The organism is Microcoleus sp. CAWBG27 (assembly GCF_020883145.1).
Classification (GTDB): Bacteria; Cyanobacteriota; Cyanobacteriia; order Cyanobacteriales; family Microcoleaceae; genus Microcoleus.
The window spans coordinates 73965-96574 of the sequence record NZ_JAHREU010000022.1; the positions used below are offsets into that span (position 1 = coordinate 73965).

Annotated in this window: 18 protein-coding genes and 1 CRISPR repeat array; of the genes, 7 read left to right on the forward strand and 11 right to left on the reverse strand. The window is 44.9% G+C overall.

Annotated features, from left to right (window positions below; all coding sequences use genetic code 11):
- Positions 1 to 264: 264 nt before the first annotated feature.
- Positions 265 to 1633: a CRISPR direct-repeat array (repeat unit 36 nt; unit sequence GTCGCAATTCACTTTTCCCCGCAAGGGGATTGAAAC).
- Positions 1634 to 2179: 546 nt separating this feature from the next.
- On the forward strand, positions 2180 to 3241 hold the full coding sequence (aroF, locus tag QZ938_RS14830) for a 3-deoxy-7-phosphoheptulonate synthase (RefSeq protein WP_293350611.1): 1062 nt from the start codon (positions 2180 to 2182) through the stop codon (positions 3239 to 3241).
- A gap of 308 nt (positions 3242 to 3549) precedes the next feature.
- Here aroF and QZ938_RS14835 read toward each other — a convergent pair whose 3' ends face one another.
- The 5 genes from QZ938_RS14835 to QZ938_RS14855 all read right to left on the reverse strand — a co-directional run bounded on the left by QZ938_RS14835 (position 3550) and on the right by QZ938_RS14855 (position 7720).
- A complete protein-coding gene (locus tag QZ938_RS14835; protein ID WP_293350409.1) occupies positions 3550 to 4659 on the reverse strand; it encodes a DNA cytosine methyltransferase in 1110 nt (369 codons plus the stop codon).
- Positions 4660 to 4777: 118 nt separating this feature from the next.
- Positions 4778 to 5569 carry a Uma2 family endonuclease gene (locus QZ938_RS14840; protein ID WP_293350407.1) on the reverse strand — a complete coding sequence of 264 codons (792 nt, stop codon included), beginning with the start codon at positions 5567 to 5569 and terminating at the stop codon, positions 4778 to 4780.
- Between the two features lie 196 nt (positions 5570 to 5765).
- On the reverse strand, positions 5766 to 7040 hold the full coding sequence (gene hisS / locus QZ938_RS14845; protein WP_293350405.1) for a histidine--tRNA ligase: 1275 nt from the start codon (positions 7038 to 7040) through the stop codon (positions 5766 to 5768).
- A gap of 85 nt (positions 7041 to 7125) precedes the next feature.
- Complete coding sequence (locus QZ938_RS14850) at positions 7126 to 7410, reverse strand: hypothetical protein (RefSeq protein WP_293149507.1); 285 nt, start codon at positions 7408 to 7410, stop codon at positions 7126 to 7128.
- 34 nt (positions 7411 to 7444) lie between these two features.
- On the reverse strand, positions 7445 to 7720 hold the full coding sequence (locus tag QZ938_RS14855) for a helix-turn-helix transcriptional regulator (RefSeq protein WP_293149481.1): 276 nt from the start codon (positions 7718 to 7720) through the stop codon (positions 7445 to 7447).
- A gap of 356 nt (positions 7721 to 8076) precedes the next feature.
- Between QZ938_RS14855 and QZ938_RS14860 the strand changes: the two genes are divergently transcribed.
- Together QZ938_RS14860 and QZ938_RS14865 are read left to right on the forward strand one after the other, a co-directional pair.
- A complete protein-coding gene (locus tag QZ938_RS14860) occupies positions 8077 to 8280 on the forward strand; it encodes a hypothetical protein (protein ID WP_293149479.1) in 204 nt (67 codons plus the stop codon).
- Between the two features lie 94 nt (positions 8281 to 8374).
- Positions 8375 to 9355, forward strand: a complete 981-nt coding sequence (locus QZ938_RS14865) for a carbohydrate kinase (RefSeq protein WP_293350403.1) — start codon at positions 8375 to 8377, stop codon at positions 9353 to 9355.
- A gap of 281 nt (positions 9356 to 9636) precedes the next feature.
- Here QZ938_RS14865 and QZ938_RS14870 read toward each other — a convergent pair whose 3' ends face one another.
- Both QZ938_RS14870 and QZ938_RS14875 read right to left on the reverse strand, forming a co-directional pair.
- On the reverse strand, positions 9637 to 10125 hold the full coding sequence (locus QZ938_RS14870) for a gluconokinase (protein WP_293340198.1): 489 nt from the start codon (positions 10123 to 10125) through the stop codon (positions 9637 to 9639).
- 76 nt (positions 10126 to 10201) lie between these two features.
- Positions 10202 to 11524, reverse strand: a complete 1323-nt coding sequence (locus tag QZ938_RS14875) for a 3-isopropylmalate dehydratase large subunit (RefSeq protein ID WP_363318799.1) — start codon at positions 11522 to 11524, stop codon at positions 10202 to 10204.
- A 252-nt stretch (positions 11525 to 11776) separates the two neighbouring features.
- On the opposite strand from QZ938_RS14875, the gene QZ938_RS14880 reads away from it, so the two are divergent.
- Positions 11777 to 12460, forward strand: coding sequence for a lysozyme inhibitor LprI family protein (locus QZ938_RS14880; RefSeq protein WP_293363090.1), 684 nt, complete (start codon positions 11777 to 11779; stop codon positions 12458 to 12460).
- A 69-nt stretch (positions 12461 to 12529) separates the two neighbouring features.
- Here the strand turns inward: QZ938_RS14880 and QZ938_RS14885 are convergent, their stop codons facing one another.
- The 3 genes from QZ938_RS14885 to QZ938_RS14895 form a co-directional block, all read right to left on the reverse strand.
- Positions 12530 to 15469: an AAA family ATPase gene (locus QZ938_RS14885; protein WP_293350397.1), complete on the reverse strand. Its 2940-nt coding sequence runs from the start codon at positions 15467 to 15469 to the stop codon at positions 12530 to 12532.
- Complete coding sequence (locus QZ938_RS14890) at positions 15466 to 17046, reverse strand: trypsin-like peptidase domain-containing protein (protein ID WP_293350394.1); 1581 nt, start codon at positions 17044 to 17046, stop codon at positions 15466 to 15468. Before QZ938_RS14890 ends, QZ938_RS14885 begins: the two co-directional genes overlap by 4 nt.
- Before the next feature lie 229 nt (positions 17047 to 17275).
- On the reverse strand, positions 17276 to 17572 hold the full coding sequence (locus QZ938_RS14895; protein ID WP_293350391.1) for a CU044_2847 family protein: 297 nt from the start codon (positions 17570 to 17572) through the stop codon (positions 17276 to 17278).
- 186 nt (positions 17573 to 17758) lie between these two features.
- Here QZ938_RS14895 and QZ938_RS14900 point away from each other — a divergent pair, with 186 nt between their 5' ends.
- The 3 genes from QZ938_RS14900 to QZ938_RS14910 all read left to right on the forward strand — a co-directional run bounded on the left by QZ938_RS14900 (position 17759) and on the right by QZ938_RS14910 (position 19863).
- Positions 17759 to 17953: a PEP-CTERM sorting domain-containing protein gene (locus QZ938_RS14900; RefSeq protein ID WP_293350388.1), complete on the forward strand. Its 195-nt coding sequence runs from the start codon at positions 17759 to 17761 to the stop codon at positions 17951 to 17953.
- Between the two features lie 473 nt (positions 17954 to 18426).
- On the forward strand, positions 18427 to 19251 hold the full coding sequence (locus tag QZ938_RS14905) for a helix-turn-helix transcriptional regulator (protein WP_293350385.1): 825 nt from the start codon (positions 18427 to 18429) through the stop codon (positions 19249 to 19251).
- A 165-nt stretch (positions 19252 to 19416) separates the two neighbouring features.
- Positions 19417 to 19863 carry a hypothetical protein gene (locus QZ938_RS14910; protein ID WP_293350382.1) on the forward strand — a complete coding sequence of 149 codons (447 nt, stop codon included), beginning with the start codon at positions 19417 to 19419 and terminating at the stop codon, positions 19861 to 19863.
- Between the two features lie 953 nt (positions 19864 to 20816).
- Here the strand turns inward: QZ938_RS14910 and QZ938_RS14915 are convergent.
- On the reverse strand, positions 20817 to 22610 hold a 1794-nt coding region (locus tag QZ938_RS14915), incomplete at its 5' end, for a CHAT domain-containing protein (protein ID WP_293365561.1).

Below are 22610 nucleotides of genomic sequence, written 5' to 3' on the forward strand. Positions count from 1 at the left end.
TTAGTTACTACGCAAATCAAAGGCATCAGTACCTAGACAATTGAATAGATTAAAGTAGTGTTTTAGCAGTTCGATCATTGAGCGATCCGACCGATACGCCAAATGGCTAAAACATTGATTATCTCGTTGGATCGGTCGTTCCCTTATCCAGTAAGGATTTCAGCTATGTTTGAGACTTAGTTTTAGGCGTAGATAAATCAAAAAATCGTATCGGTCGGAAACGGGTTCTGGAGCCTTTACTGGGTAAGGCTTTCACAGCTAGGGGTCGCAATTCACTTTTCCCCGCAAGGGGATTGAAACTTGAGGAAGAATAAATGTAACTAAAGGGAGACTAGGGTGAGTCGCAATTCACTTTTCCCCGCAAGGGGATTGAAACTATTTTTTTGGTTGACATCTGCAGATATAAAGAGCGTCGCAATTCACTTTTCCCCGCAAGGGGATTGAAACTTGAGATCTTGCAGGCAGTTGGCGATTGTTGTGGTCAGTCGCAATTCACTTTTCCCCGCAAGGGGATTGAAACAAGGACAAACCTATAGATGTAACTAAGTTAGTAGATGTTAAGTCGCAATTCACTTTTCCCCGCAAGGGGATTGAAACAAGAGGAAGGTACCCATATTAGTTATAAGTGATCTACCACAGTCGCAATTCACTTTTCCCCGCAAGGGGATTGAAACCGTTAATCTTTGATTTAACTCTTCCGTTGAAGTATTGTCGCAATTCACTTTTCCCCGCAAGGGGATTGAAACAACATCCCGCGTGCCGGGTCCTTCTCCGATCGATATCGCAAGTCGCAATTCACTTTTCCCCGCAAGGGGATTGAAACCCAAAAAGTGGCTCTTTGGGACATCACAATTTTTCAAGTCGCAATTCACTTTTCCCCGCAAGGGGATTGAAACAAAGATTTGTCCAGAATAATTCTGGTACACATACTGATTGTCGCAATTCACTTTTCCCCGCAAGGGGATTGAAACATGAGCCAGTTGAAGAATAATACTTATCTTATTTATGTCGCAATTCACTTTTCCCCGCAAGGGGATTGAAACTCGGTATAATCCGATTACAAGTTTGCCATTTTGGTTAAGTCGCAATTCACTTTTCCCCGCAAGGGGATTGAAACCATATTCATTGCTGTTGTATGGGTTATCTTCAGTCGCAATTCACTTTTCCCCGCAAGGGGATTGAAACTCTTAGATATATCATAACCTTGAGCTTTAATAGCTGGTCGCAATTCACTTTTCCCCGCAAGGGGATTAAAACTCTGTTGTTGGGTTAATTCCAGAAGAAGCATCTACACCGTCGCAATTCACTTTTCCCCGCAAGGGGATTGAAACTTATATTATCTTGCCAAGCTCCTATTTTGATATAAGTACTATGAGTCGCAATTCACTTTTCCCCGCAAGGGGATTGAAACATTTGCCGACGTGCTTGGGCGCAGGCTTTGATGTATGGAGTCGCAATTCACTTTTCCCCGCAAGGGGATTAAAACTTGCAGGGCGAACATATCTAATTCGCGCTTTATCAGTGGTCGCAATTCACTTTTCCCGGCAAGGGGATTGAAACTCTCCACTTTGTGCACTGGCTGTTTGTGGATGTCGGAGTCGCAATTCACTTTTCCCCGCAAGGGGATTGAAACCTTAGTCCAAGAAATTTTAGTCCAAGAAACCGGGTTTCTATGGGAATTGACGCATCTTCACGAGATTTTACGCAGAAACCCGGTTTCTGAGTCCCTGCGCTGAGTCCGAGAAACCGGGTTTCTATGGGAATTGACGCATCTTCACGAGATTTTACGCAGAAACCCGGTTTCTGAGTCCCTGCGCTGAGTCCGAGAAACCGGGTTTCTATGGGAATTGACGCATCTTCACGAGATTTTACGCAGAAACCCGGTTTCTGAGTCCCTGCGCTGAGTCCAAGAAACCGGGTTTCTATGGGAATTGACGTATTTTCACGAGATTTTACGCAGAAACCCGGTTTCTGAGTCTCTCGCGCTGAGTCCGAGAAACCGGGTTTCTATGGGAATTGACGTATTTTCATGAGATTTTACGCAGAAACCCGGTTTCTGAGTCTCTCGCCCTTAGTAAAAAAAAGTCCTTACGACAAACCAGCCGATCGCCCTTATATCTATATTTTCGGATTCCATCCGTGTCATAATGCGTGTCTTAGCGCAACACAACAGAAAAATATGATTATTGTAATGAAAGCCGGCACTCCAGAAGCCGAGATCGATCGCCTAGACGAAGAACTCCGCACTAGCTGGGGTTTGACACCAGAAAAAATTGTTGGACGTTACAAAACCGTCATGGGTTTGGTGGGCGACACGGTTGAGCTCGAACCGATGCAACTGCGCGAAATGAGCACTTGGATTGAGGAAGTGCTGCGGGTGGAAAAACCCTACAAACGCGCTTCTCTCGAATACCGCCAAGGAGAACCCAGCGCCGTACCAGTGGCTACTCCGTTGGGAACTGTGACGATCGGTCTAAATCACCCGATCGCAGTTGTAGCAGGCCCTTGCTCGGTCGAAAACGAAGAAATGATAATTGAGACCGCAATGCGCGTCAAAGCTGCTGGCGCTCAATTTTTGCGCGGTGGAGCCTACAAACCGAGAACTTCTCCCTACGCTTTCCAAGGCCACGGCGAGAGTGCTTTGGGACTGCTGGCGGCGGCGCGGGAAGCTAGCGGCTTGGGAATTATCACGGAAGTTATGGATGCGGCGGACTTAAGTGCGATCGTAGAAGTAGCCGACGTAATCCAAGTCGGAGCCCGAAATATGCAGAATTTCTCGCTGTTGAAGAAAGTCGGAGCTCAAGACAAACCGATTTTGCTGAAGCGCGGCATTTCCGCCACCATTGAAGAATGGTTGATGGCAGCCGAGTATATCATGGCTGCGGGCAATCCGAACGTGATTTTATGCGAGCGCGGAATTCGGGGCTATGACAGGCAGTATACGCGGAATACGCTGGATTTGTCGGCGGTTCCAGTGCTGCGAACCCTGACTCACTTACCAGTTATGGTTGACCCCAGTCACGGGACTGGTTGGGCGCAGTTTGTACCTTCGATGGCGTTTGCGTCGATCGCCTCTGGTACAGATTCGCTGATGATAGAAGTGCACCCGAATCCCAAAAAAGCTTTGTCTGACGGGCCGCAATCTTTAACACCGGATCAGTTCGACAAGTTGATGGAAGAATTGGCTGTAATTGGTAAAGTCATGAAACGTTGGCCGCAACCAGTGCCAGTTTTGGCATAGAAAGATCGATCGGTAGGTCATCAAAAACCGTAGTATCTACAAGGTACTATGGTTTTTTTGCATTTACGCTCTACTCATTGAGTTATGTTGTTTCTAGTTGGATCGGAATGTTTTAACCACAGAGGGCGCAGAGGACGCAGAGGAAGAGAAGAGAGAGAAATGAATAATTCCGATGAAGAGCAGACGTGATATTAGCGATCGCTTGGATTTAAGATTGTTTCAAATGGAGTTTTTGATGGGATGTTGCTTAATATATAATCAGTATAAGAGGGCTAAAGCCCAACAACGTACCTCGTTTTTGAGAACCGCTATATCTCTAATTCTGCGTGTTTTAATCGCTCCTGAATTGACATAGCCTGCAATTTTTCACTCATTTTATATAAATCGACTTTCGGATAATCGCCCTGAAATAGCGGAATTAGAGACTGAACAACCGCAGCGATTCCCTCTGGCGGTACAGCATTCCCAATTTGTCTCCGCACTTCGGTGACTGAACCTTCAAATACAAAATCATCGGGAAAAGTTTGCAGTCTCGCCCTTTCCCGATTTGTCAGTGCACGGGGTTCTGGATAATGATAACCCCAGGTTCCGCCACCTCCGCCCGCAATGATTGTAGATGATGGTTTGTCAGGATGAATTCGCCGATAAACGTGGCTGATCATGCCTTTTACATAGTAGGGACTGTCTTTGGGAATATCTGAAAAATTTCCTCCGGCTTTGATTCGATTCAAAATTTCAACGGTGCGATCGCGAATTTGATGCTTTTCATTATTTTCCACAACTTGCTCGACATCTTGGAGTGCTTCGCCCGCTGTGCGATAAGGATGTTGGCGATTGGGCCCGTATTCTGCTTGAGGATGCACGAAATCAAATCCTGTATCCATCCGAATGCCGACTAATAATACTCTTTGTCGAAATTGCGGAACTCCGTAATCGGCAAAGTTGTAAAGTTTGGGCTTGACTAAATAACCCGGTGCGATAGTTTCAAAGTCGGAAATTATTTGTTTGATTGCTTGATAATTATTGGCGCTTAATAAACCTTTGACATTTTCTGCGACAAAAGCTTTGGGCTTTTTTTTGTTGACAAAATCGAGGAAGTATGTATATAAATTGCCTCTGGTTCCTTCAAGTCCGGGGCGCTTCCAAATGAGGGAGAAATCTTGACAGGGGAAGCCTCCTATACATATTTGGGCTTCGGGAACTTGTGCAATGTCTATGTTTTCTATGCTGTCGTTGATGATGACAGTGGCAATGTTTTTGCTGAAAGTTTTGCAGGCGTATGGATTGGAGTCGATCGCCCAAACTACATCAAACCCAGCTTTGTGAAATGGCAAATCCATACCGCCGCAACCGGAAAACAATGATATCAGTTGCGGTTTTGCTTTCCAGGTGATGTCTTTGAGACGTTCGAGTGACATATTAGTTCGCAGTGGGACAATAGCCGGCTCAATGCCCGCAACACCAGAGTGTGATTATACCAAATAGTCGTCAGGTGCGCTGTGCAAAAGGTACTAAGACTCGATCGCGTTTAAATTTTCACTCTTCGTCATCTAATACGAGCCCGGCTTGACGCAATTTTTCTGCTAGTCTTTCAGCACGGAGTTTTTCGCGATCGGCCCGCTGACGTTCTTGTTCGGCCCGCTGACGTTCTTGTTCTAGTCTTTCCTCCGACCACAACAATAACTCGCCTGCTGCATTCCACCACCTCAACCAACAGCCTGTTCTCCCTTCGTGGGTTCCTTCCCACATCCCTAAAAACAAGTCTAATCCCGGTATCCAATAACGTCCGTTTTCATCGGCTTTTTGTCGATTATAGTGCTCTGATTCTAAGGCGTGAACTTCTAAATGAGCTGTTTTTGCTCGAAATATAACGTAGGTGGGAACTTTGATTACGTGTTCGTAAAAAAACCACTTGCCTACCCGCGATGTAAACTCAACAGAGTATTCTTCTCCGTAGGTTTCCGAGAGAAATTCCATCACAATTTGGGGAATTGTCCCTTCTGTGTGTGGCGTGTAACTGCGGCGGATTTGCGAGACATTTTGGGGATTGACGGGTTTCACGTACATCCAGTCTGGCGCTTTGCAAATAGTTCGCTGTTCGTCGGTGGCTGCTTCCGGCAAACTTATCCCGGCACAAAGGGCAAAGTTGGAAACAATTAAAGCATCCTGGATTAATTCGGGAAATTCTGTTAGGGGCTGGCGTAAAGCTGCGGCTAACAATGGTTGGCTTTCGTCTTCCACGGGGTCGTCTGGTAGTTGGAAATCTTCTGGTAGTAGCGGCCAGGTGATTGTGAGTTGGGTTTTTGGGTTTTTAGTTGCTACAGTCATAGTTTATCAGATGTTAAATGTTTTAATGCTTAAATTATATCTCTTGATTTTGGGATTAATGTTAATATTGTTCGTAGTAAGGACTTTAGTCCTTATCTTCAGAGATTGAAGGACTAAAGTCCTTACTACGAACCTGATTAAAGGACTAAAGTCCTTACTACGAACCTGATTGAGTTTACTTTTCGATTCGATCGCCCTACGCAGCTTTTATCTTCTGTTTTAGCTCATCTGTCATCGCTAGCAGTTCAGATTGGCCGATCGCACTTTGTTCGCCACTCGCCAACCACTTCAATTGTACCGTCTCGCTTTCAGCTTCCGCATCCCCCAAAACCAAACACGCAACTGCACCACTTCTGTCAGCTCTTTTAAACTGTTTCCCAAAAGCACTGCCGCTCAAATCTATCTCTACACTAAAGCCCGCACTCCGCAATTTTTGAGCCAACAATATTGATTGTTGTTCGGCTTTATCGCCCCTAGATACCAAATAGAAATCCAACTGGGGAACGGGCAAAGGTTGCAATTTTTGCAGCAGGATAATCAACCTTTCCATGCCCATAGCCCAACCGACTGCCGCCGTATCCGGGCCGCCCAATTCCTTGACTAAACCGTCGTATCTTCCCCCGCCGCAGACTGTGGCTTGCGCGCCCAAATCGTCGGAGATAATTTCAAAAGCGGTGTAAGTATAGTAATCTAAACCGCGCACTAATCTTGGATTTAACTGATAGCTAATTCCTAAACTTGTGAGCATTTGTTGAACTTGCTCGAAGTGCGATCGCGATTCATCGCCCAAATATTCCAAAATACTCGGCGCACCTTTGACAATTTCTTGAGTGCGCTGATTTTTGCTGTCCAAAATCCGCAGCGGATTGCGAGTCAATCGGTCTTGGGAATCCGCATCTAATTCATCTTTGTACGGTGTAAAATAATCAATCAACGCTTGTCGGTAATTTTGTCTGTCTTGCTTGTTTCCGACAGAATTGATATCGAGGCGCAAATTTTTTAAGCCGATCGCTTGCAGGATATCACAGGCGATCGCAATTACCTCCACATCTGCCCGGGGATCTGCACTTCCCAACACTTCCACCCCAATTTGAGTGAACTGTCGCTGTCTGCCTGCTTGGGTGCGTTCGTAGCGAAACATCGGCCCAGTATACCACAGACGCTGCACGTCACCAGCGGCGTACAAACTGTTTTCAATAAAAGCTCGCACAACTCCCGCGGTGCCTTCCGGGCGCAAAGTAGTCGATCGATCGCCCTTATCTTTAAAAGTATACATTTCTTTGCCCACAACATCGGTAGCTTCCCCGATGCCGCGTTCAAATAAAGATGTTTGTTCAAAAATTGGCGTCCGAATTTCTCGATAAGCCGCTTTTCTCAAAATTGTTCTAGCGACTTCCTCTATATTTTGCCAATATTGAATCTCAGCGGGCAAAATATCCCGCGTTCCCGGTAAAGTTTTAATTGCACTCATTTTTTTAGTCAGTCTTTATTTCTTAGTCCGCGTAGGCGGACTTCGTTTGTGTAGTAGCGATTTCAATCGCCGAATCATCGAAGGGTTAACTAATAACTAATGATTCCCAAGCTCCGTAGCGATCGCCATAATAAGCCAAAATGCGATCTACCCGCTCGCGGCAGGCCAAATCGAACCCATCAGGATACTTTATCCACAAACCCCCAACTTGGCTGTCGCTGTAATCAAAGCGCTGCGACTGCTGCGGAATCAAACCGGTTTCCACCCCTTCAACTTGACGCAAATGGGCTGCCACTTCGCGATACACCGCCAGCGGCAATCCCGGGCATTGAATTTGATAGCGGAGTTGTTTTTCTTGTGCCGTTTGCATCATTTCTTTGCCTGTCCCCAACCATAACCCCTATTTAAGATACTTCTTTATCGATCGGCCCCGGTAGAGGGCAGCAGTTAATATTCTCCATACATACCTTCCCCCACTGCAAAGCCCAGCGCACCAGCGAAACTCGATTGTCAGCGGGCGTCTTGTTCAAGATATTGCTAATGTGGTTGTCAACAGTACGCTTGCTAATCTCTAACTTCTCAGCAATTTTCTCATTGGTCAATCCCGCCGCTACTAACTCTACCACTTGCAATTCTCTGTCCGACAGGGTGACAGGGGTGCCAGAGACGCTCCCGTTCATAAATTTTTCCTATGTGTGCATATTTACCTATATACAATTCTAGAGGATGAGGGATCTAGATATGAAGAGAAAATTAAATTGGCTGGGGCACGGGAGCGCCCAAGGAGTGACAACTTAAGACTAAAACCCTTGATAAATCTCGTTTATATGCCGAGCCTAGATCCCCCTAAATCCCCCTTAAGAAGGGGGACTTTGAGAAGATTCCGGTTCCCCCCTTGTAGGGGCGGTGGATGGTGCGTGCCCGCCCTCTTGGCTCGTTCGGATCTAAATTTAATAGTTAAGCAGCAGTCTGTGGATGGGTTTGAACTTAAGTTGACACTCCTTGGGGAGCCCCAACTCCCTTGCAGAATCGCTGCTTGCAAACTCAGCACCAACACCGCTGGCGCGTGGGGTGGCGGATGCTGGCTTTACCTGGGTGCATCCGAACATCTGGCCCAAAAACCCGCAGAAGTTGGCACGTAAAACTACTGCTGATAAGCCTGCACTGCGACTTGTACGTTGATGGTGTAAGTGTCGGTATCAGTAAGTCTGATATTATGGGAGGAACCCTTAAAAAATAGATGGCAATTTTTCTGGGACGAGTTAAAAATAATTATTGCCTTATTTACTGCTGCTCTTAGATCTAAAATCTAAAATCTAAAATCTAAAATCAATATGACTTATCCTCGCGTTCTGTGTCTGGGTGAAATTTTATTTGATTGTTTAGCAGACAAACCAGGAGTATCTCTAGAAGAGGTAGAATCTTGGACGGCATATGCTGGTGGTGCTCCTGCTAATGTTGCCTGTGCTCTAGCTAAATTGGGGACGGCGGTGGGATTTATCGGTGCTGTAGGTGGGGATGAATTGGGGGATTCTCTGGTACAGGTATTGCAAGAATCAGGGGTTGATATCGCTGGAGTGCAACGCCATCCGAGTGCGCCGACGCGACAAGTTTATGTCTTGCGAAATGAAGCGGGCGATCGATCTTTTGCCGGTTTTGGTAAGATGGATACTGCGGATTTTGCCGACACCCGCTTCCAGGCTGCCCAAATACCCGAAGCGCTGTTTGAAAATGCGGAGTTTTTAGTGCTCGGCACTTTAGAATTAGCTTATCCTGAAAGTCGAGAGGCGATCGCAAGAGCGATCGAACTAGCAGAACGTTACGACGTTAAAATTATAGTTGACATCAATTGGCGTCCGGTATTTTGGCCAAATCCCGACGAAGCAAAAGCGCCCATCTTACAACTATTAAAAAAAGTAGATTTTCTCAAGTTATCTCACGAAGAAGCCGATTGGTTGTTTGGAACTAGCGACGCTGGAGCTATTACCTACCGTCTCGATTCTGTAGAAGGCGTTTTGGTGACGGCGGGCGATAAAGGTTGCTCCTATTGTATATCGGAAAATGAAGGAAAAATCCCCGCCTTTGCAGTAGACGTTGAGGATACAACAGGTGCCGGCGATGGGTTTGTTGCTGGTTTTGTGCGGCAGTTGTGCAAGTATGGAATTAAGAATTTAGCAGATCCAAAAATTGCCCAAAACATTGTAATCTATGCCAGCGCCATGGGTGCGATGACAACAATGAAGCCTGGGGCAATTGCAGCACAACCAACTGCGGCTGAAGTAGAAGCTTTCTTGTATTTGTACAACAAAAATTAGCTAACTAAACCTCTATAGGTTCGTAGTGAGGACTTTAGTCCTCTTCAAATAAGATAGGACTAAAGTCATCACTACAAACCTGTTTTATTTAGGTTCGTAGTGAGGACTTTAGTCCTCTTCAAATAAGATAGGACTAAAGTCCTCACTACAAACCTGTTTGATTTAGGTTCGTAGTGAGGACTTTAGTCCTCTTGAAACAAGATAGGACTAAAGTCCTCACTACAAACCTGAAACAAGATAGGACTAAAGTCCTCACTACAAACCTGTTGTATTGTGGGCAATTAAGCGCAAATCAGATGGTTTTTAATTTGGCGTAGCATTAGCTCTAGCTGCTGCGAAGCATCTATAATAATTGCATTTTCAGGTTCTTCGAGAGTAGCGAATTGACTTGACAACAAGTCTACTTTCATGTAGTGATTTTCGCGAGTTTTTAGCCTGGGTGCGAATAGCTCAAAATCACCTTTGAGATAAACTATTTTCATTCGCTGCTTGTCTCGAAAGAGCATTTCGCGGTAAGATGTTTTTAGGGCAGAACAAGCTAACACGACATTTTTATTTTCTAACAGCCACCTGTCTATTGTACCTTGCAAATGCAACAACCAAGGCAGGCGATCGCCATCTTCTAAAGGAATGCCCCGACTCATTTTCTCTATGTTTCCTGGCGGGTGAAAATCGTCGGCATCGCTAAAATCCCAATTGAGAGATTCCGCTAGCAACTTGCCAACAGTAGTTTTGCCCGAACCGGAGACTCCCATCACCATAACAATCATCGCGACTTAAATTCATCCCGTAGGGTATGCCACAAGCACCTTCTGCGGTTGTGGCACACCATAAACCAACTACTTTCTAACGCAGGAATTCGCGCGGATCCGTTACGTGTCCAGTCAGCGCAGAAGCTGCCGCCGTATAAGGCGAAGCTAGATAAACTTGTGCTTCTTTGTTCCCCATCCGCCCGGGGAAGTTGCGGTTAGTTGTAGACACGCAAATCTCGGGTTCGTTCATCCGCCCGAAAGTGTCTTTCGGCCCGCCCAAACAAGCGGCGCAAGAAGGCGCTGCGGGTTCGATGCAGCCGGAGGCTAAGAAGATTTCTGAAAGGGTTTGACCGTCGTATTTAGTAACAAACAAATCTTCGTAAACTTTCTGAGTTGCCGGTACTAAATACGTCGGAACTTTGACTTGATTTCCTTTGAGAATTCGGGCGGCACTCAAAAAGTCCGAGGTTTTGCCGCCGGTGCAGGAACCGATGTAAACTCGATCGATCTTAACATCGCTGCAATTGCGGGCCAAGTCGCGGTTGTCGGGGGAATGGGGTTTGGCGACGACTGGTTCTAGTTTGCTGACATCGTAGGTGCGATCGCTATAAAATGTAGCATCACCATCGGTGTAAAATGCCTCAAACGGCACGTTAGTCCGAGAAGTAACGTAATCAAACGTAGTTTTGTCCGGCGCAACGGTGCCGTTTTTGCCGCCAGCTTCAATCACCATATTGCACAGCGTCATCCGTTCTTCCATTGTCAAACGTTCCACTGTCTCGCCGGCAAATTCCATCGATCGATAGTTAGCACCGGCAACGCTGATATCGCCTATAATTTGTAAAATCAAATCTTTTGCTAACAAATAATCTGGCAGTTCGCCGTTGAGCACAAAGCGCATCGTTGCCGGCACTTTAATCAGCAATTTGCCGGTTCCCATGATAAAAGCCGCGTCGGTATTGCCGATACCGGTCGCAAATTGTCCGAAAGCGCCGGCATTGCAGGTGTGGGAATCCGTGCCGAAAAGCACTTCGCCCGGGCGCGTGTGGCCTTCTTGGGCGAGGGCGATGTGGCAAACTCCTTTGTAGTCGGGATTTGCTTTGAAGTTCGATCGATCCGTGATGTCGTAAAAGTATTTAATGCCTTGTTCCTTGGCAAAATCGCGGAGAATATCGACGTTGCGGTTAGCGCGTTCGTCGTTAGTGAAAATGTAGTGATCCGGAATTAAGACGATTTTGTCGGGATTCCAGACTTTAGCATTATCGCCGAATTCCTTTTTGAATACGCCAATGGTGCCCGGCCCGCAGACATCGTGCGTCATCAACACATCTGTTTCCACCCAGATGTTATCTCCGGGCTCAACTTTAGTGCGGCCCGATGCTTTGGCCAAGATTTTTTCGGTGATGGTCATTCCCATAGTGCGATCGCTCTTTTTGCTTAGATGCTACAAGTGTATTGCCATTGTACGAAACATCGCCCGATGTTGAGGAAAACTTTGCGAAAATTATCTTTAGTCAGAGAGGCAAAACAACCCGGTTTCTAGCAAAAATCGTCGCTATAAACGGAAAATATTAATCCAGAAACAGGTTTTTCACCATCTGTGCATCCGGGAACGATCTTGTGTGAGATTGCGACTGTGTGTAATGTTATGAGTTGCTCAATTATCAGAATGAATTATATGCAGTTGCGGAAAGTCTTATTTAGCGTTGGATGCAGTGCGGCGACAGTTGTCAGTTTTAGCGAGATTGCGATCGCCATTAATTATAACACTTTCTCCGGTTTTTTGACAGCACAACAACCGAATTGTAGCAAGCCGATAACTGACAGGGAACTGAGGATATGTTCGCAATTACATTACGATCGAGAAAATAGTAAGCTGAATCGAGTTTACAACCAACTTCAACAACAGCTACCAAACAATCGGAAACAGCAATTAATTGAATCCCAAAAATTATGGATTGCATTTCGGGATGCTCACTGCGATTTTCGCAGAAGCCGAGTTGCTGGAGGAACGGCCGATCCGATAATTTACTACGGATGTCTCGCGCAGTTGACAAAACTGCGTGCCTCGGAACTCACAGGTTACACTCAGAACCAAATTCCAGTACCGATTAGTCCTAATTTGGAAATTCCCGATCGCAAGTTGAATCAAATTTACCAACAACTGATGGGAAAAATTGAGCCTAAGTATCAGGATAAACTCAGATTAGTACATAGAGCGTGGATTCCTTTTCGAGATGCCAATTGCGAGTTTGAATCGAGTCAAGCAGGAACGAGTAGAGAATTTTGTCGGGTACGCATGACGGAACAGCAGGGCGATCGATTGACGGAATTGGGGGAGATGTTTTTTTAGTAGCTGCTTGATGATTAGACAATTGCGATCGATTGTTTAAACAATCTGATTACCTGTGCATAATCTTTATTAATAATTGCTATTTTTCACAGCCCGTTCTCGAACCCAACGCTCTAATAATGGCACTTCAAAAACATAACCATTATCCGTTTGCTCGATCGCATGATATCGTCTCAATCGCCTGATCGCCGCATCCGTTAAATCCTGTGAATGACCCGGTGCTAACCCATTTGCCAATTCTAACAGAAATTCTTGTCCAGCGATGATTTCTGCCGGATTATTACCTGTAAATTCAGTCCAGACATTAGTAAAATAAGGTTCGCCATTGGTGAAAGCTTCAGGAATCGCAGCTTGCAATAAATCTGGTGTTACCAATTGAGTATGATTTAAGTTTGCCTGAGTGACAAGAGCAGAGCCCAGGAGTTGCAGCAGGTAGGGCTGACAGCGAGTCAGTTGAATAATTTCCTCTACAATACCGCGATCGTAATGCAGGGCAAATTCAGGATCGGGATTAGTTAGTAAACTTTCTGCTTCATCTGGTTCTAGATAGGTCATTTCGAGGGGGACGACGCTGATAAAATAGCTACTCCAGTTGGGGCCGAGTTCGTCTAGAGTTTGGACACCGGAGAAGAGAAAAGCTAGGGAATCATAGTGCTGAATCAGGTGGCGTAGTTCGTCAAATAGGTTGAGACTTAAGCGTTTTTCCTTGATAGCAGTGCCAATTTTTTCAAATTCATCGAGGTTGAGGAGAAGCCGTCTTTCTCCAAGTCTGGGAAGTGCTTGTTCGAGCCAATCTTCTAGGGTAATATAAGGAGTTTCTAGAAATTCTTTGCGTGTGGGAATCATTGGTAATTCGATGCCTTGAGAGCGACTATCGCGGTGGATGGCACGAACTAATCCTTGACAAAATCCAGCTTCATCTGTAGTTATAGCGGGACTTTGTATATCTAGGTAAACGGGGAGTAAGCTACTGGGTAAGAGGCGGGGTAAGTTATACAGAAATGAGGTTTTGCCACAGCGTCGGGGGCCGTGTAGGACTAGGGTGGGACGATTGCGATCGAGAATTAACCGGACAATTTCATCGGCAAATTTTTGGCGACCTCTGAACAGATTAGCACGGTCAGAACGCAGTGGATTGCCGTATTGGAAGGGGTTAAGTAGTTCATCTTGAGATTGTTGCTGCCGTTCTTGCAACTCTAACTTGATTACTCGTTGCCACCTTACTAAAACTGGTTCCCAGCGTTTTACTGCCCGTGTTGTGAATTCTAATCCATACAGTTTTTTTTCCAAGGAACGAAGATTATTTAGGATGTTCATTAAACCACGTTCCTGAATAGCAGGATTCCCACCTTTTAGAGCAGCATCAACATCTTTAGCAATTATTTGCAGGCGTGGCAAAAGCTTATTGATGTCAGTACCATCTTCTATATCAAATCGCCAATAATTCTCGGAAAAACCGACCATAATGAAAGGACCAATACTTATCATTACTGCCGTTAACATGGACGTGGTGAATTCGGAATTAAATATTGGGGTAATACCTGTATTGATTATTAAAGTAATACCTGTCATTATTATTATAATAATGGGTAAAACACTTGCGATAATGAACCATATGCGAAGGATAGAGTTATTGCTTGAGGATGCTGTTTGTATAATTTGTATTTCTTTTTCTAGAGTTTGTGTTTGATAGAATGTTGGTGCTAGTAATGGTAAAACTGGATGTTCTGGTGTTGCTGTACCGATTAGTTCAGAAATATTTGTGATCGCAGTTAATTGATCTGTAATAATTTGAGGTAATGCCTGTTCAATCGTAAATCTTAAGTATGGTAGCGATAATGCTTGCATTTTCTGAAAAGTTGCGAGTGTTGCTGAGGCATCGGTACGGAAGGCGGCAGCTAAAATGCGATCGTGATTGAGGAGAGGCAGCCAAACCAACTCGGTGGTGTAAGGGGGTAGTAAGTGAAGTAATCGCACAGGATTCTGCTGGAAAGATTTTATTAAAAGGATTGCTAGTAATAAGTCGATTAATGTGAGGATTAAATAATCTGGTAATCGGTAGTAACTCATCAAAGTTACTGGCACTGCTAAAAATGACAGCCAGCCGTGATGATAGAAACCTAAAGCTGTTAGCGTGACTGCGGTAATTATTACTAACCAACTTTGCATTGTTGGTGAGAGACTGGCAGCAATTAGCCAGCAAGTTAGCAAAAATAAAGGTAAAGGTAAAGGTAAAGTTGCAATGCTTCCCACAACGATCGCCGCGATGCCTCCCATGATGACAATCATGATACTTCCCACGACAGTTCCCACGACAATTCCCACGGTAGTTCCCACAACAGCTCCCACGGTAGTTCCCACGACAGCTCCCACGATAGTTCCCACGACAGCTCCCACGAGGACTACCACGATTATTTGCAGGGTGTTTTGCACAAAGCTACCAACGACGATTCCCATGACGATTGCCACGACGATTCCTCCGACGATTAACACTATTAGGGAGGAGTTGGTTATTTCGACTTCATCACTCGTGCTCATATATGTCAAAGTCGAAATTATTAAGCCAATCAGTCCAGTAGCAGCCAGAAAAAAATACCAGTATGGAGCCAAAATACCCTGTACTAGATCTAATCCAAGAAGATAAATTTGCGGATTGACCGGATAAGTAAAATAAAATAGTAGTGGTATATGCAAACCAATTGGTAAACACAAAATGCCAATGCTATAAGCAATCGCGATCGCCCCAAACACCAACAGCAAATCTAGGGTATGACCATGCAATGCAATTCCCCACATCAGCGGTAAACTAAACAAAAATATTAGCAGTACAAACTGAGAAATGAAGCGAAAATTTTGTCGCAGCAGCAGAATATCCCAGGAATGTGTATCCGATCGCAATCCATCCTTTTCCTCAGCCGGAGCCCACTCATTCATCCGCTGCTGAAGCCTGGAAGGACAAAACATTGCCCAGTACCACAACTCCCAAGTCTCGCGCAGAAACCTCTTCATCGTTGATTCCTCACAAACTCTGCAAAAGCACTGCTAAATAATCCACCATTTGACCTCAACAAACCGTGAAGCTTGAGGCTATCAACTACAGCATTAGATTGAATTGAAATTTTACCAGCAGCATTTTTCATAATTTGACGTTCCGATGCCGTCAAATTATCCCAAAGTTCTTCAAAGCGGGGAGTTGCTTGGTAAATAAACTCAGTCCGTGCTTGTTCGTAATCCCCGTACTGCCAAAACATTGATGCTGCCATTTTGACATAAAAAGGCAAACCGCCAGCAAGTTCATCAATCCACTCGATTAATTTATCAGGTACAATATCCATTTCACCACTTTGGATAAATCCATCCTTCACTAAACTATGCCAAGATTTCTGCTCCAATGCACCTAGTAATGTGGTACTAAAAATATTGGGAAAAGTAGATGTCTCAAAACGCCGTTTCCAGTCTAGGACGAAGGAACGTTTGCTGGCAATTATCATTGCCAACATACCGTAAGAAGCTTTGGATCGCCAATCTTCTCCCCACTCCTGAAAAAATTCTAAACGTTTCATAATTTCTTCAAATTCATCTAGGATTACAATCAAGCGATAACCCTGTTCCTGCAGCAACCTCAAACCATCTTCCACCTCATAAATATCGTCATTAACATCCTGCCTCCAAGGTTCAGTTCCTGTTACTTTTAAAATCTGCCGTCGGAGTCCCTCAATAATCCCTTCTGGCGTGTGAAATTTGGGAGATTCTAAATCCAAAGTCACAATTAATGATTTTTGTTGAGGTTGACAAAACATCTCCGTGCGTTCTCTAATCAACCGCAAGAGGGAAGTTTTGCCATTGCGTCGCATTCCTACTATATTGATGCTCTGAGAGGCGATCGCACCAATCCGGCTTTTGACCTCTAAAATAGCTTGTTTCCGTCCATAAAAGCGTTCTGGCGAGACTGGCGTGCCGTAGTCAAAGGGATTGATACCTGTTTTTTGTAAATTCTTTTGATGAAACCGCTGATTGAGTTCTGCTAGTTCAGGAAATTGAGCAAAAATTATACTTACAGGTACGGCTCGTCCTCCTAAATCCGTGTTAGGATTGCGAGAAATATTCAGAATTCCACAAATTTTTCCGGTGCGCTGATTGAGTAATGGTGAACCACTGGCTCCATAATTTGCCTGTCCTTCTTTCAATTTGTACAGTGGTGAATTGCTTTTAGAGCATGGGCCTTCATACTTAAATGTAGTAGAATCACCATCGGGACAATCCTGGGGATAGCCATAGCTAAATAAGTCGTCCCCCAGTTCGGGATGTAATGATTCAAAATTGACGCAAGGATGATTTAAATCTGGGGTATTTAACTTTAATATTGCTAAATCTAGATGCTTTTCTGGTAGAATCTTTTCAAGACTAGTAATGTATTGCTGATTTTGGTATTGCCAGAATACATTGATTTTTTGATGATTAGCTGATTTAACGACATGAGCGCAGGTGAGAATTAGTTGTGGTGCCACAAAAAAACCAGTTCCATGACCACCGGGAACGCTCACTCGTAGGGTGCATTCTTGTAATAATTTAGCGATATCTGTCATATTTAGGTGTTATAAATTAGTCGCTCTATACTTATGAGATATGAGGACACGGCAGTGCCGTGTCCCTACAATTAATCGGTCGATAGTTACATCTCTCATCGAGTGTTTATGATTATTTTGGCGTAGGGACACGGCATTGCCGTGTCCTCCTCCGATGGCTTCCCGCCCCGCAAGCCCTAATTATTTTGGCGTAGGGAAACGGCATTGCCGTGTCCTCCGTTTCTTAGAATTACTTGCTCCACTCTAAAGTAATTTCTAGGTTGGCTTTGCTAGAACCTTTGACAATTAATGTTGTAATTTGTCCAGATTCAATAGCAATCTCTAAACCAAATTTAATGGTGGCTTTATCTGGATTAACTTCTTCCAAAACCCCTGATAGTTCTTTCGCAATTGCCTTGATGGCATCTGTTGCTTCTTTGAAAGGTCGTTTATCAAAAGAAATTTCCTGGTCGCCAATTGGTGTAGCTTCTACTCTGACGATCGTACCGTCAGAGAGTTCAAGGGGAATAATTGTTGTTTGTTCCATGCTTTTGCCTGCTGTGGTGTTGATTTTATAGGACTTACGCACGGGTGGTCAGAAACCGGGTTTTTATGCGTTTTTGCGTGCTGTAACGCGTCTTTTCTGCAAAAACCCGGTTTCTTTGGTTTTGATGCGTAAGTTCCGTTCTAGATAGATTATTCTCTAGGATAAGCTTTTTTTACTGACATGACAATGAAGTGGGGATGTTCGTATGGTGGTTCTGGCAATGACTATATACTTGGTGAGTCTGAGGGCGATCGCGCTTTGGGTATCAACGCGCTCAGCATTGCCGAAGCAGTGCCGGAACCTAGCAATATTGCTGCCACGGCTGTTGCAGGTGCAGGACTGGCTTTATTTGCTTTCAAGCTTAAAAGGATCTCGCTCTAATTGAACAAATAATTGCACTCAGCCCGATTGGCGATCGCGATCGGGTTTTTATCATTCTATTTTAAAATAATATAAATTGCAAAAAGCATCGCATTTTCTTGAGTTAAGTAGATCGTTGCAAAAAAACCATAGTATCTTTTAGGGGCGGGTGCCGCCTAATAATCTACGAGAGAAGCGAGGCAAAACCCGCCCGACTTTGCTTTTTTATATCGAGCGTTAGTCTCGACATAAACCTAGAATGTAGCTAACACAACACAAAAAAAAGTGCAAGTCACTCGAACGTGCGACTGTTAACTCACAGCTAGCCAGTGTTATCAATTAAAAAAGAAACTTAAATCGTTCACAGTCAAAACAATCTCAGAGTGCATTTCTACTGCTGTAGAAATTAATGATAGTGAAATGAGCGAGATAGCCGGAGGTTGTGGCTATCTAGTTTCGCCATTCTCATCGTTTATGCAAATGGAGATTTTCCAGTGAATTCACAGAAACAAAGTCAGCAGCTCGAAGTTATTTTGACATCTCAAAATCTTGATAAACTCCCACCAGCAAAAGCTGAAGCTCGAAATTACGAACATAGCGACATACATTATACTATCGAAGTCGAGAGCGATCGCAGCGGCTCAGCTCCAGATACTTTAACACCGGTGGTACCCAAGAAGGCGATCGCGAAAGATGGTTGTGTCCTCAATCCGAGGATGCTGCACCAGATTCAGGCAGAGGCAAATAACCCAGCATTCAGCAAAATTTACCAAATACTCGCACAATTCCAGCAAATGTTCGATCGCTTAGGTGCGATCGTTTTGGCTGTAGACGGACAGGTGCACTTCATCGCTCAACGCGCCGAACAACTGTTGAGCCAGTATTTTTTATCCCGCGCCCCGCACTCATTGCCAGAACTCTTACAACATTGGTTCAAGCAACAGATTTCGAGACTTAAATTCAACGGCAATGTTCCATCTAGCTGTTTACCGTTGCACGTTCAGCAAGCAGGAAAACAGTTGAGCGTCCGTCTGATTCCCGAACCCATCGGCGAGCAATATCTCTTGCTGTTGGAGGAAAAAGAACTGCAAAGATTCTCTATTTCTGGTCTGGAATTGCTAGGACTCACCAAACGCGAAGCAGAGGTTCTTTTCTGGATTTCCCAAGATAAAAGCAATGCTCAGATTGCTAAAGTTGTCGGTTGCACTGAAGGAACAGTGCGAAAACATTTGGAGCACCTTTATTGCAAACTCGGCGTACAAACCCGAACGGCTGCTGTGATGGTTGCTCTGGAAAAATTGGGGCTGCTGCCCGAGTAATTTGTTGCACTTTATTTACAATCATATACGCGGATCGTCGTATTGTTGCCCGAGTTTAGGTTGAAGAGAATTAGAGCATACACAAAGCAAACAGCCTCAATGTAGTTGCTGTGAAAGCTGAGGTATTTAATTGACAACAATTCAACCTTAAATTCAGGAGACAAGATGATGGCAAACCATGAAATGATTGAACTCGACTACGATCCCTTGGAATTCCTAGATGGGGAAGGACTAGCCACCATGGTTAGTTCAGAAGGTGGAGCGGCAGCAGCGGAAGTAATGGCAGCAGATCAGCAGATGGCTGCAACTTTAGAGCTTCATGAAGCCCTGGCTGGTTGCTTTAGTATAGTTGGCCCGATCGCAATTTGCTATACCAAAGTTGGGGCAGGCTTTAAAGTCTGCTTGAAACTAGCAGGAATTGAAGCAGTCTGCGCCAATATAGGTCTCAATAAGTGCCAGACACTTCAAGCCAATATCCTTTTAGCGAAGGCATCAATTAAAGTGTGCTTGCAAGGTAGCTGTCTGAAGTATGAGGCAAAGGCTTGTTATCGCACGACTCCTTTCTCGTCGTGGAAGTGTGTTTCTAAGAGTGGCACGATTATCTGCGTGTAGCTAACTTTTTCGACGTAAATTCTGGGCGTGGAGTGTCAGGAGAAACTGCCAAAAAAATCTATTCCGTGTTTGAGTCTCAGGACAAAAATCGCGCGCTATAAATGCTAGCTGCTATCTTGTTCTAAGACCGAAACAGAATCAAAAAAGCTACGCCCTGATCTCTACCTTAAAACTTATCGATCGAATAAGCAATCGAAGTCTTCTAGATAACTAGGAGACTTTTTTTAATAGTATATTCCCAAAGGACGTGAGCTAGAGAATACAAGAGGTTATGCAAGCATTTTTATACTGCAATACGGTTTAATTAAAACAGATTCCTAACCCCTTAAAAAGCAAGGTAATTTTATAGCACGAAGGAGAAATGTGAAATTATAGAAAGCATCGCTCAAAGCTTTGGTGGCATATTATATTATATCATGTCCGGTCGATTACTATAACAAACAACTGTTCGTAGTGCGGACTTCAGTCCGCAATAAGCTGTTTCGCATTTAAATTGTGATAATAGCCCTCCGGGTGCGTCAGCTCGATTGCCCCAAGGGAAGCAGGAAAACACTGCGGGCTGACGCACCCTACAATACTGTTCGTAGTGCGGACTTCAGTCCGCAATATGCTGCGGACTGAAGTCCGCACTACGAACAGATATTATCGCGGTCAATCGACCGGACACGATATTAGACGCAACTATCATATTAATAAAAAAAGGTACGTAGTTGGGCTTTAGCCCTCTTTAGAGCGAGACAAAGGTACGTAGTTGGGCTTGAACCATCTTTAGACCAATACAGTTGACTTAACAACAATCTGACTTGCAAAAAATGCCTGTATTGCCTATAAAATTGTGAGATAACATTTGTGAGATGATATTCGTCAAAAAGCGTTAAGTCAACCGTATTGCTCTTTGGACGTGTAGATCGAGAGGGCTAAAGCCCAACTACGTACCTATACAACAAATCTGATTACCAAGGATTGCCAATCATTCTAAAACCTGCCCAATAGTAAGGATGAGAAAAATTCCGAGTCCCTGTCTTTGTCATTTCCGGAGGTAGCTGCACATTACCCACAGAAGTCCGCAATATTCCCCCTTCAATCCGCACCTCTTGGCGCAACATATCTAATTGCGCTTGCCGCAAGGCCTCAGCCTTCATCGGAGCAGTTTTCAACTGGCCGTAAAAGTCCGCCATCAATCCCAAACTGCCCTCGTCGCTGACATACCAGAGAGTCGCTAGAGCCGATTTAACCCCTGCTTGCACGGCTAACCCGCCAAAGCCCAACTCGGATTCTCGATCGCCCACAGCAGTCCTGCAAGCACTCAAAACCAACATATCAACCTGCGGACTGCCCCATCCCATGTCCCGCAACTGATTCAAACGCAATTTAGTATCCCACAACTGAATAAAGGATTCGCTGGGGTTTCCCGATCGAAATTCGGCGTGAGTAGCCAAGTGAATTCTCCCAAAAGGGTACTGCTGGCGCTGCGATTTCAAATTTGCCAGAGTGAAAGCTTGGTTCAAGAAAGACTTACTGGGCGACTCCTGCGGGATAATTGTCGAAACTTCTATTTCCACCGCAGGTAAAGGACTCATATTGGGAAATTGTGACGCCCCCATTGCCAGAACTTGCGTATTTGGCAACTTAGTGGTGCTGGTATCTGTCAAACTCAGACTCGGCATTGAGCCGACGCTGTAACGCTCTATCAGAAAGCCTTTCCCGTCATGTAGCGCCGCCATCGGTATCGATCGCAACCCCATATCCGCAATAAAAGATAAATTCTGAATACCTTTGGCTTGTAACTCTGCCTCGATCGGCGCTATCATCCACTGGTAAAGCTGCTGAGCTAAAGGTAAATAAGTTTTAGTGTTGCGCTTTACCGGATTAGTCAGTTCGTTGCGAAATTTCCGAATAGTTTCCATTACCTCGGCGCGAGAGGTTCCAGCGATCCGCACGCGAAAGGGCGCGCTATCGGGGGCGATTACCATTACTTCGAGTTCGTCAGAGCTTTGAATTTGCTGTTCTACGCGCAACAGCGGCGAACTGTTGTAAGGTCGATCGAATGTAGAACCATTGGGTACAAAGCTCATATATACGAGAGCTGGTTTGATACCTGTGCCTTGTGCGACGCTGCGAAGAATTTTTTGAGACTCTTCCAGGGTGGCGCGTTTATTTGTTTGTGGCAAATTCAGGTAATCGACAAACTCCCTGGTAAATCTGTTTTCTACCGGAAAAATAATGGCGCTGGGGTTAACTGGCAAGCTGGAAACGTCAATAATATTCGAGGTTTCGCGACGTGAATTAGGCTGTTGCAAGGAATTAGATATCTGGTTTTGCTCTTGCAAGCTGGCAGAAAATAAAGGATTTGTGCTGGGAAGCCCGTTACTGGAGAGCGCCGGAGCGAGTTCCGGTGTCAGTATCGGTGCGAGATTTATTGGTGGGGTAGCAGGGAGAATTTGAGTAATTGTGGGCGCTGCTGACAAATTCGAGTTCGGCGCTGGATTTTGAGTAATTGTCGGCGCTGGTGACAAATTCGAGTTCGGCGCTGGATTTTGAGTAATTGTTGGCGATGGATTTTGAGTAATCGTTGGTGCTGGTGACAAATTCGAGTTCGGCGCTGGATTTTGAGTAATTGTCGGCGCTGGATTTTGAGCAATCGTTGGCGCTGGTGACAAATTCGAGTTCGGCGCTGGATTTTGATTAATCGTTGGTGCGATCGGCAAATTCGAGTTCGGCGCTGGATTTTGAGTAATTGTTGGTGC

Excerpts from the sequence above, each read along its gene's own strand:
- aroF (WP_293350611.1), top strand. The coding sequence starts at position 2,180 with ATGATTATTGTAATGAAAGCCGGCACTCCAGAAGCCGAGATCGATCGC.
- QZ938_RS14835 (WP_293350409.1), bottom strand. The coding sequence starts at position 4,659 with ATGTCACTCGAACGTCTCAAAGACATCACCTGGAAAGCAAAACCGCAA.
- QZ938_RS14840 (WP_293350407.1), bottom strand. The coding sequence starts at position 5,569 with ATGACTGTAGCAACTAAAAACCCAAAAACCCAACTCACAATCACCTGG.
- hisS (WP_293350405.1), bottom strand. The coding sequence starts at position 7,040 with ATGAGTGCAATTAAAACTTTACCGGGAACGCGGGATATTTTGCCCGCT.
- QZ938_RS14850 (WP_293149507.1), bottom strand. The coding sequence starts at position 7,410 with ATGCAAACGGCACAAGAAAAACAACTCCGCTATCAAATTCAATGCCCG.
- QZ938_RS14855 (WP_293149481.1), bottom strand. The coding sequence starts at position 7,720 with ATGAACGGGAGCGTCTCTGGCACCCCTGTCACCCTGTCGGACAGAGAA.
- QZ938_RS14865 (WP_293350403.1), top strand. The coding sequence starts at position 8,375 with ATGACTTATCCTCGCGTTCTGTGTCTGGGTGAAATTTTATTTGATTGT.
- QZ938_RS14870 (WP_293340198.1), bottom strand. The coding sequence starts at position 10,125 with ATGATTGTTATGGTGATGGGAGTCTCCGGTTCGGGCAAAACTACTGTT.
- QZ938_RS14875 (WP_363318799.1), bottom strand. The coding sequence starts at position 11,524 with ATGGGAATGACCATCACCGAAAAAATCTTGGCCAAAGCATCGGGCCGC.
- QZ938_RS14880 (WP_293363090.1), top strand. The coding sequence starts at position 11,777 with ATGAATTATATGCAGTTGCGGAAAGTCTTATTTAGCGTTGGATGCAGT.
- QZ938_RS14885 (WP_293350397.1), bottom strand. The coding sequence starts at position 15,469 with ATGAAGAGGTTTCTGCGCGAGACTTGGGAGTTGTGGTACTGGGCAATG.
- QZ938_RS14890 (WP_293350394.1), bottom strand. The coding sequence starts at position 17,046 with ATGACAGATATCGCTAAATTATTACAAGAATGCACCCTACGAGTGAGC.
- QZ938_RS14895 (WP_293350391.1), bottom strand. The coding sequence starts at position 17,572 with ATGGAACAAACAACAATTATTCCCCTTGAACTCTCTGACGGTACGATC.
- QZ938_RS14900 (WP_293350388.1), top strand. The coding sequence starts at position 17,759 with ATGAAGTGGGGATGTTCGTATGGTGGTTCTGGCAATGACTATATACTT.
- QZ938_RS14910 (WP_293350382.1), top strand. The coding sequence starts at position 19,417 with ATGATGGCAAACCATGAAATGATTGAACTCGACTACGATCCCTTGGAA.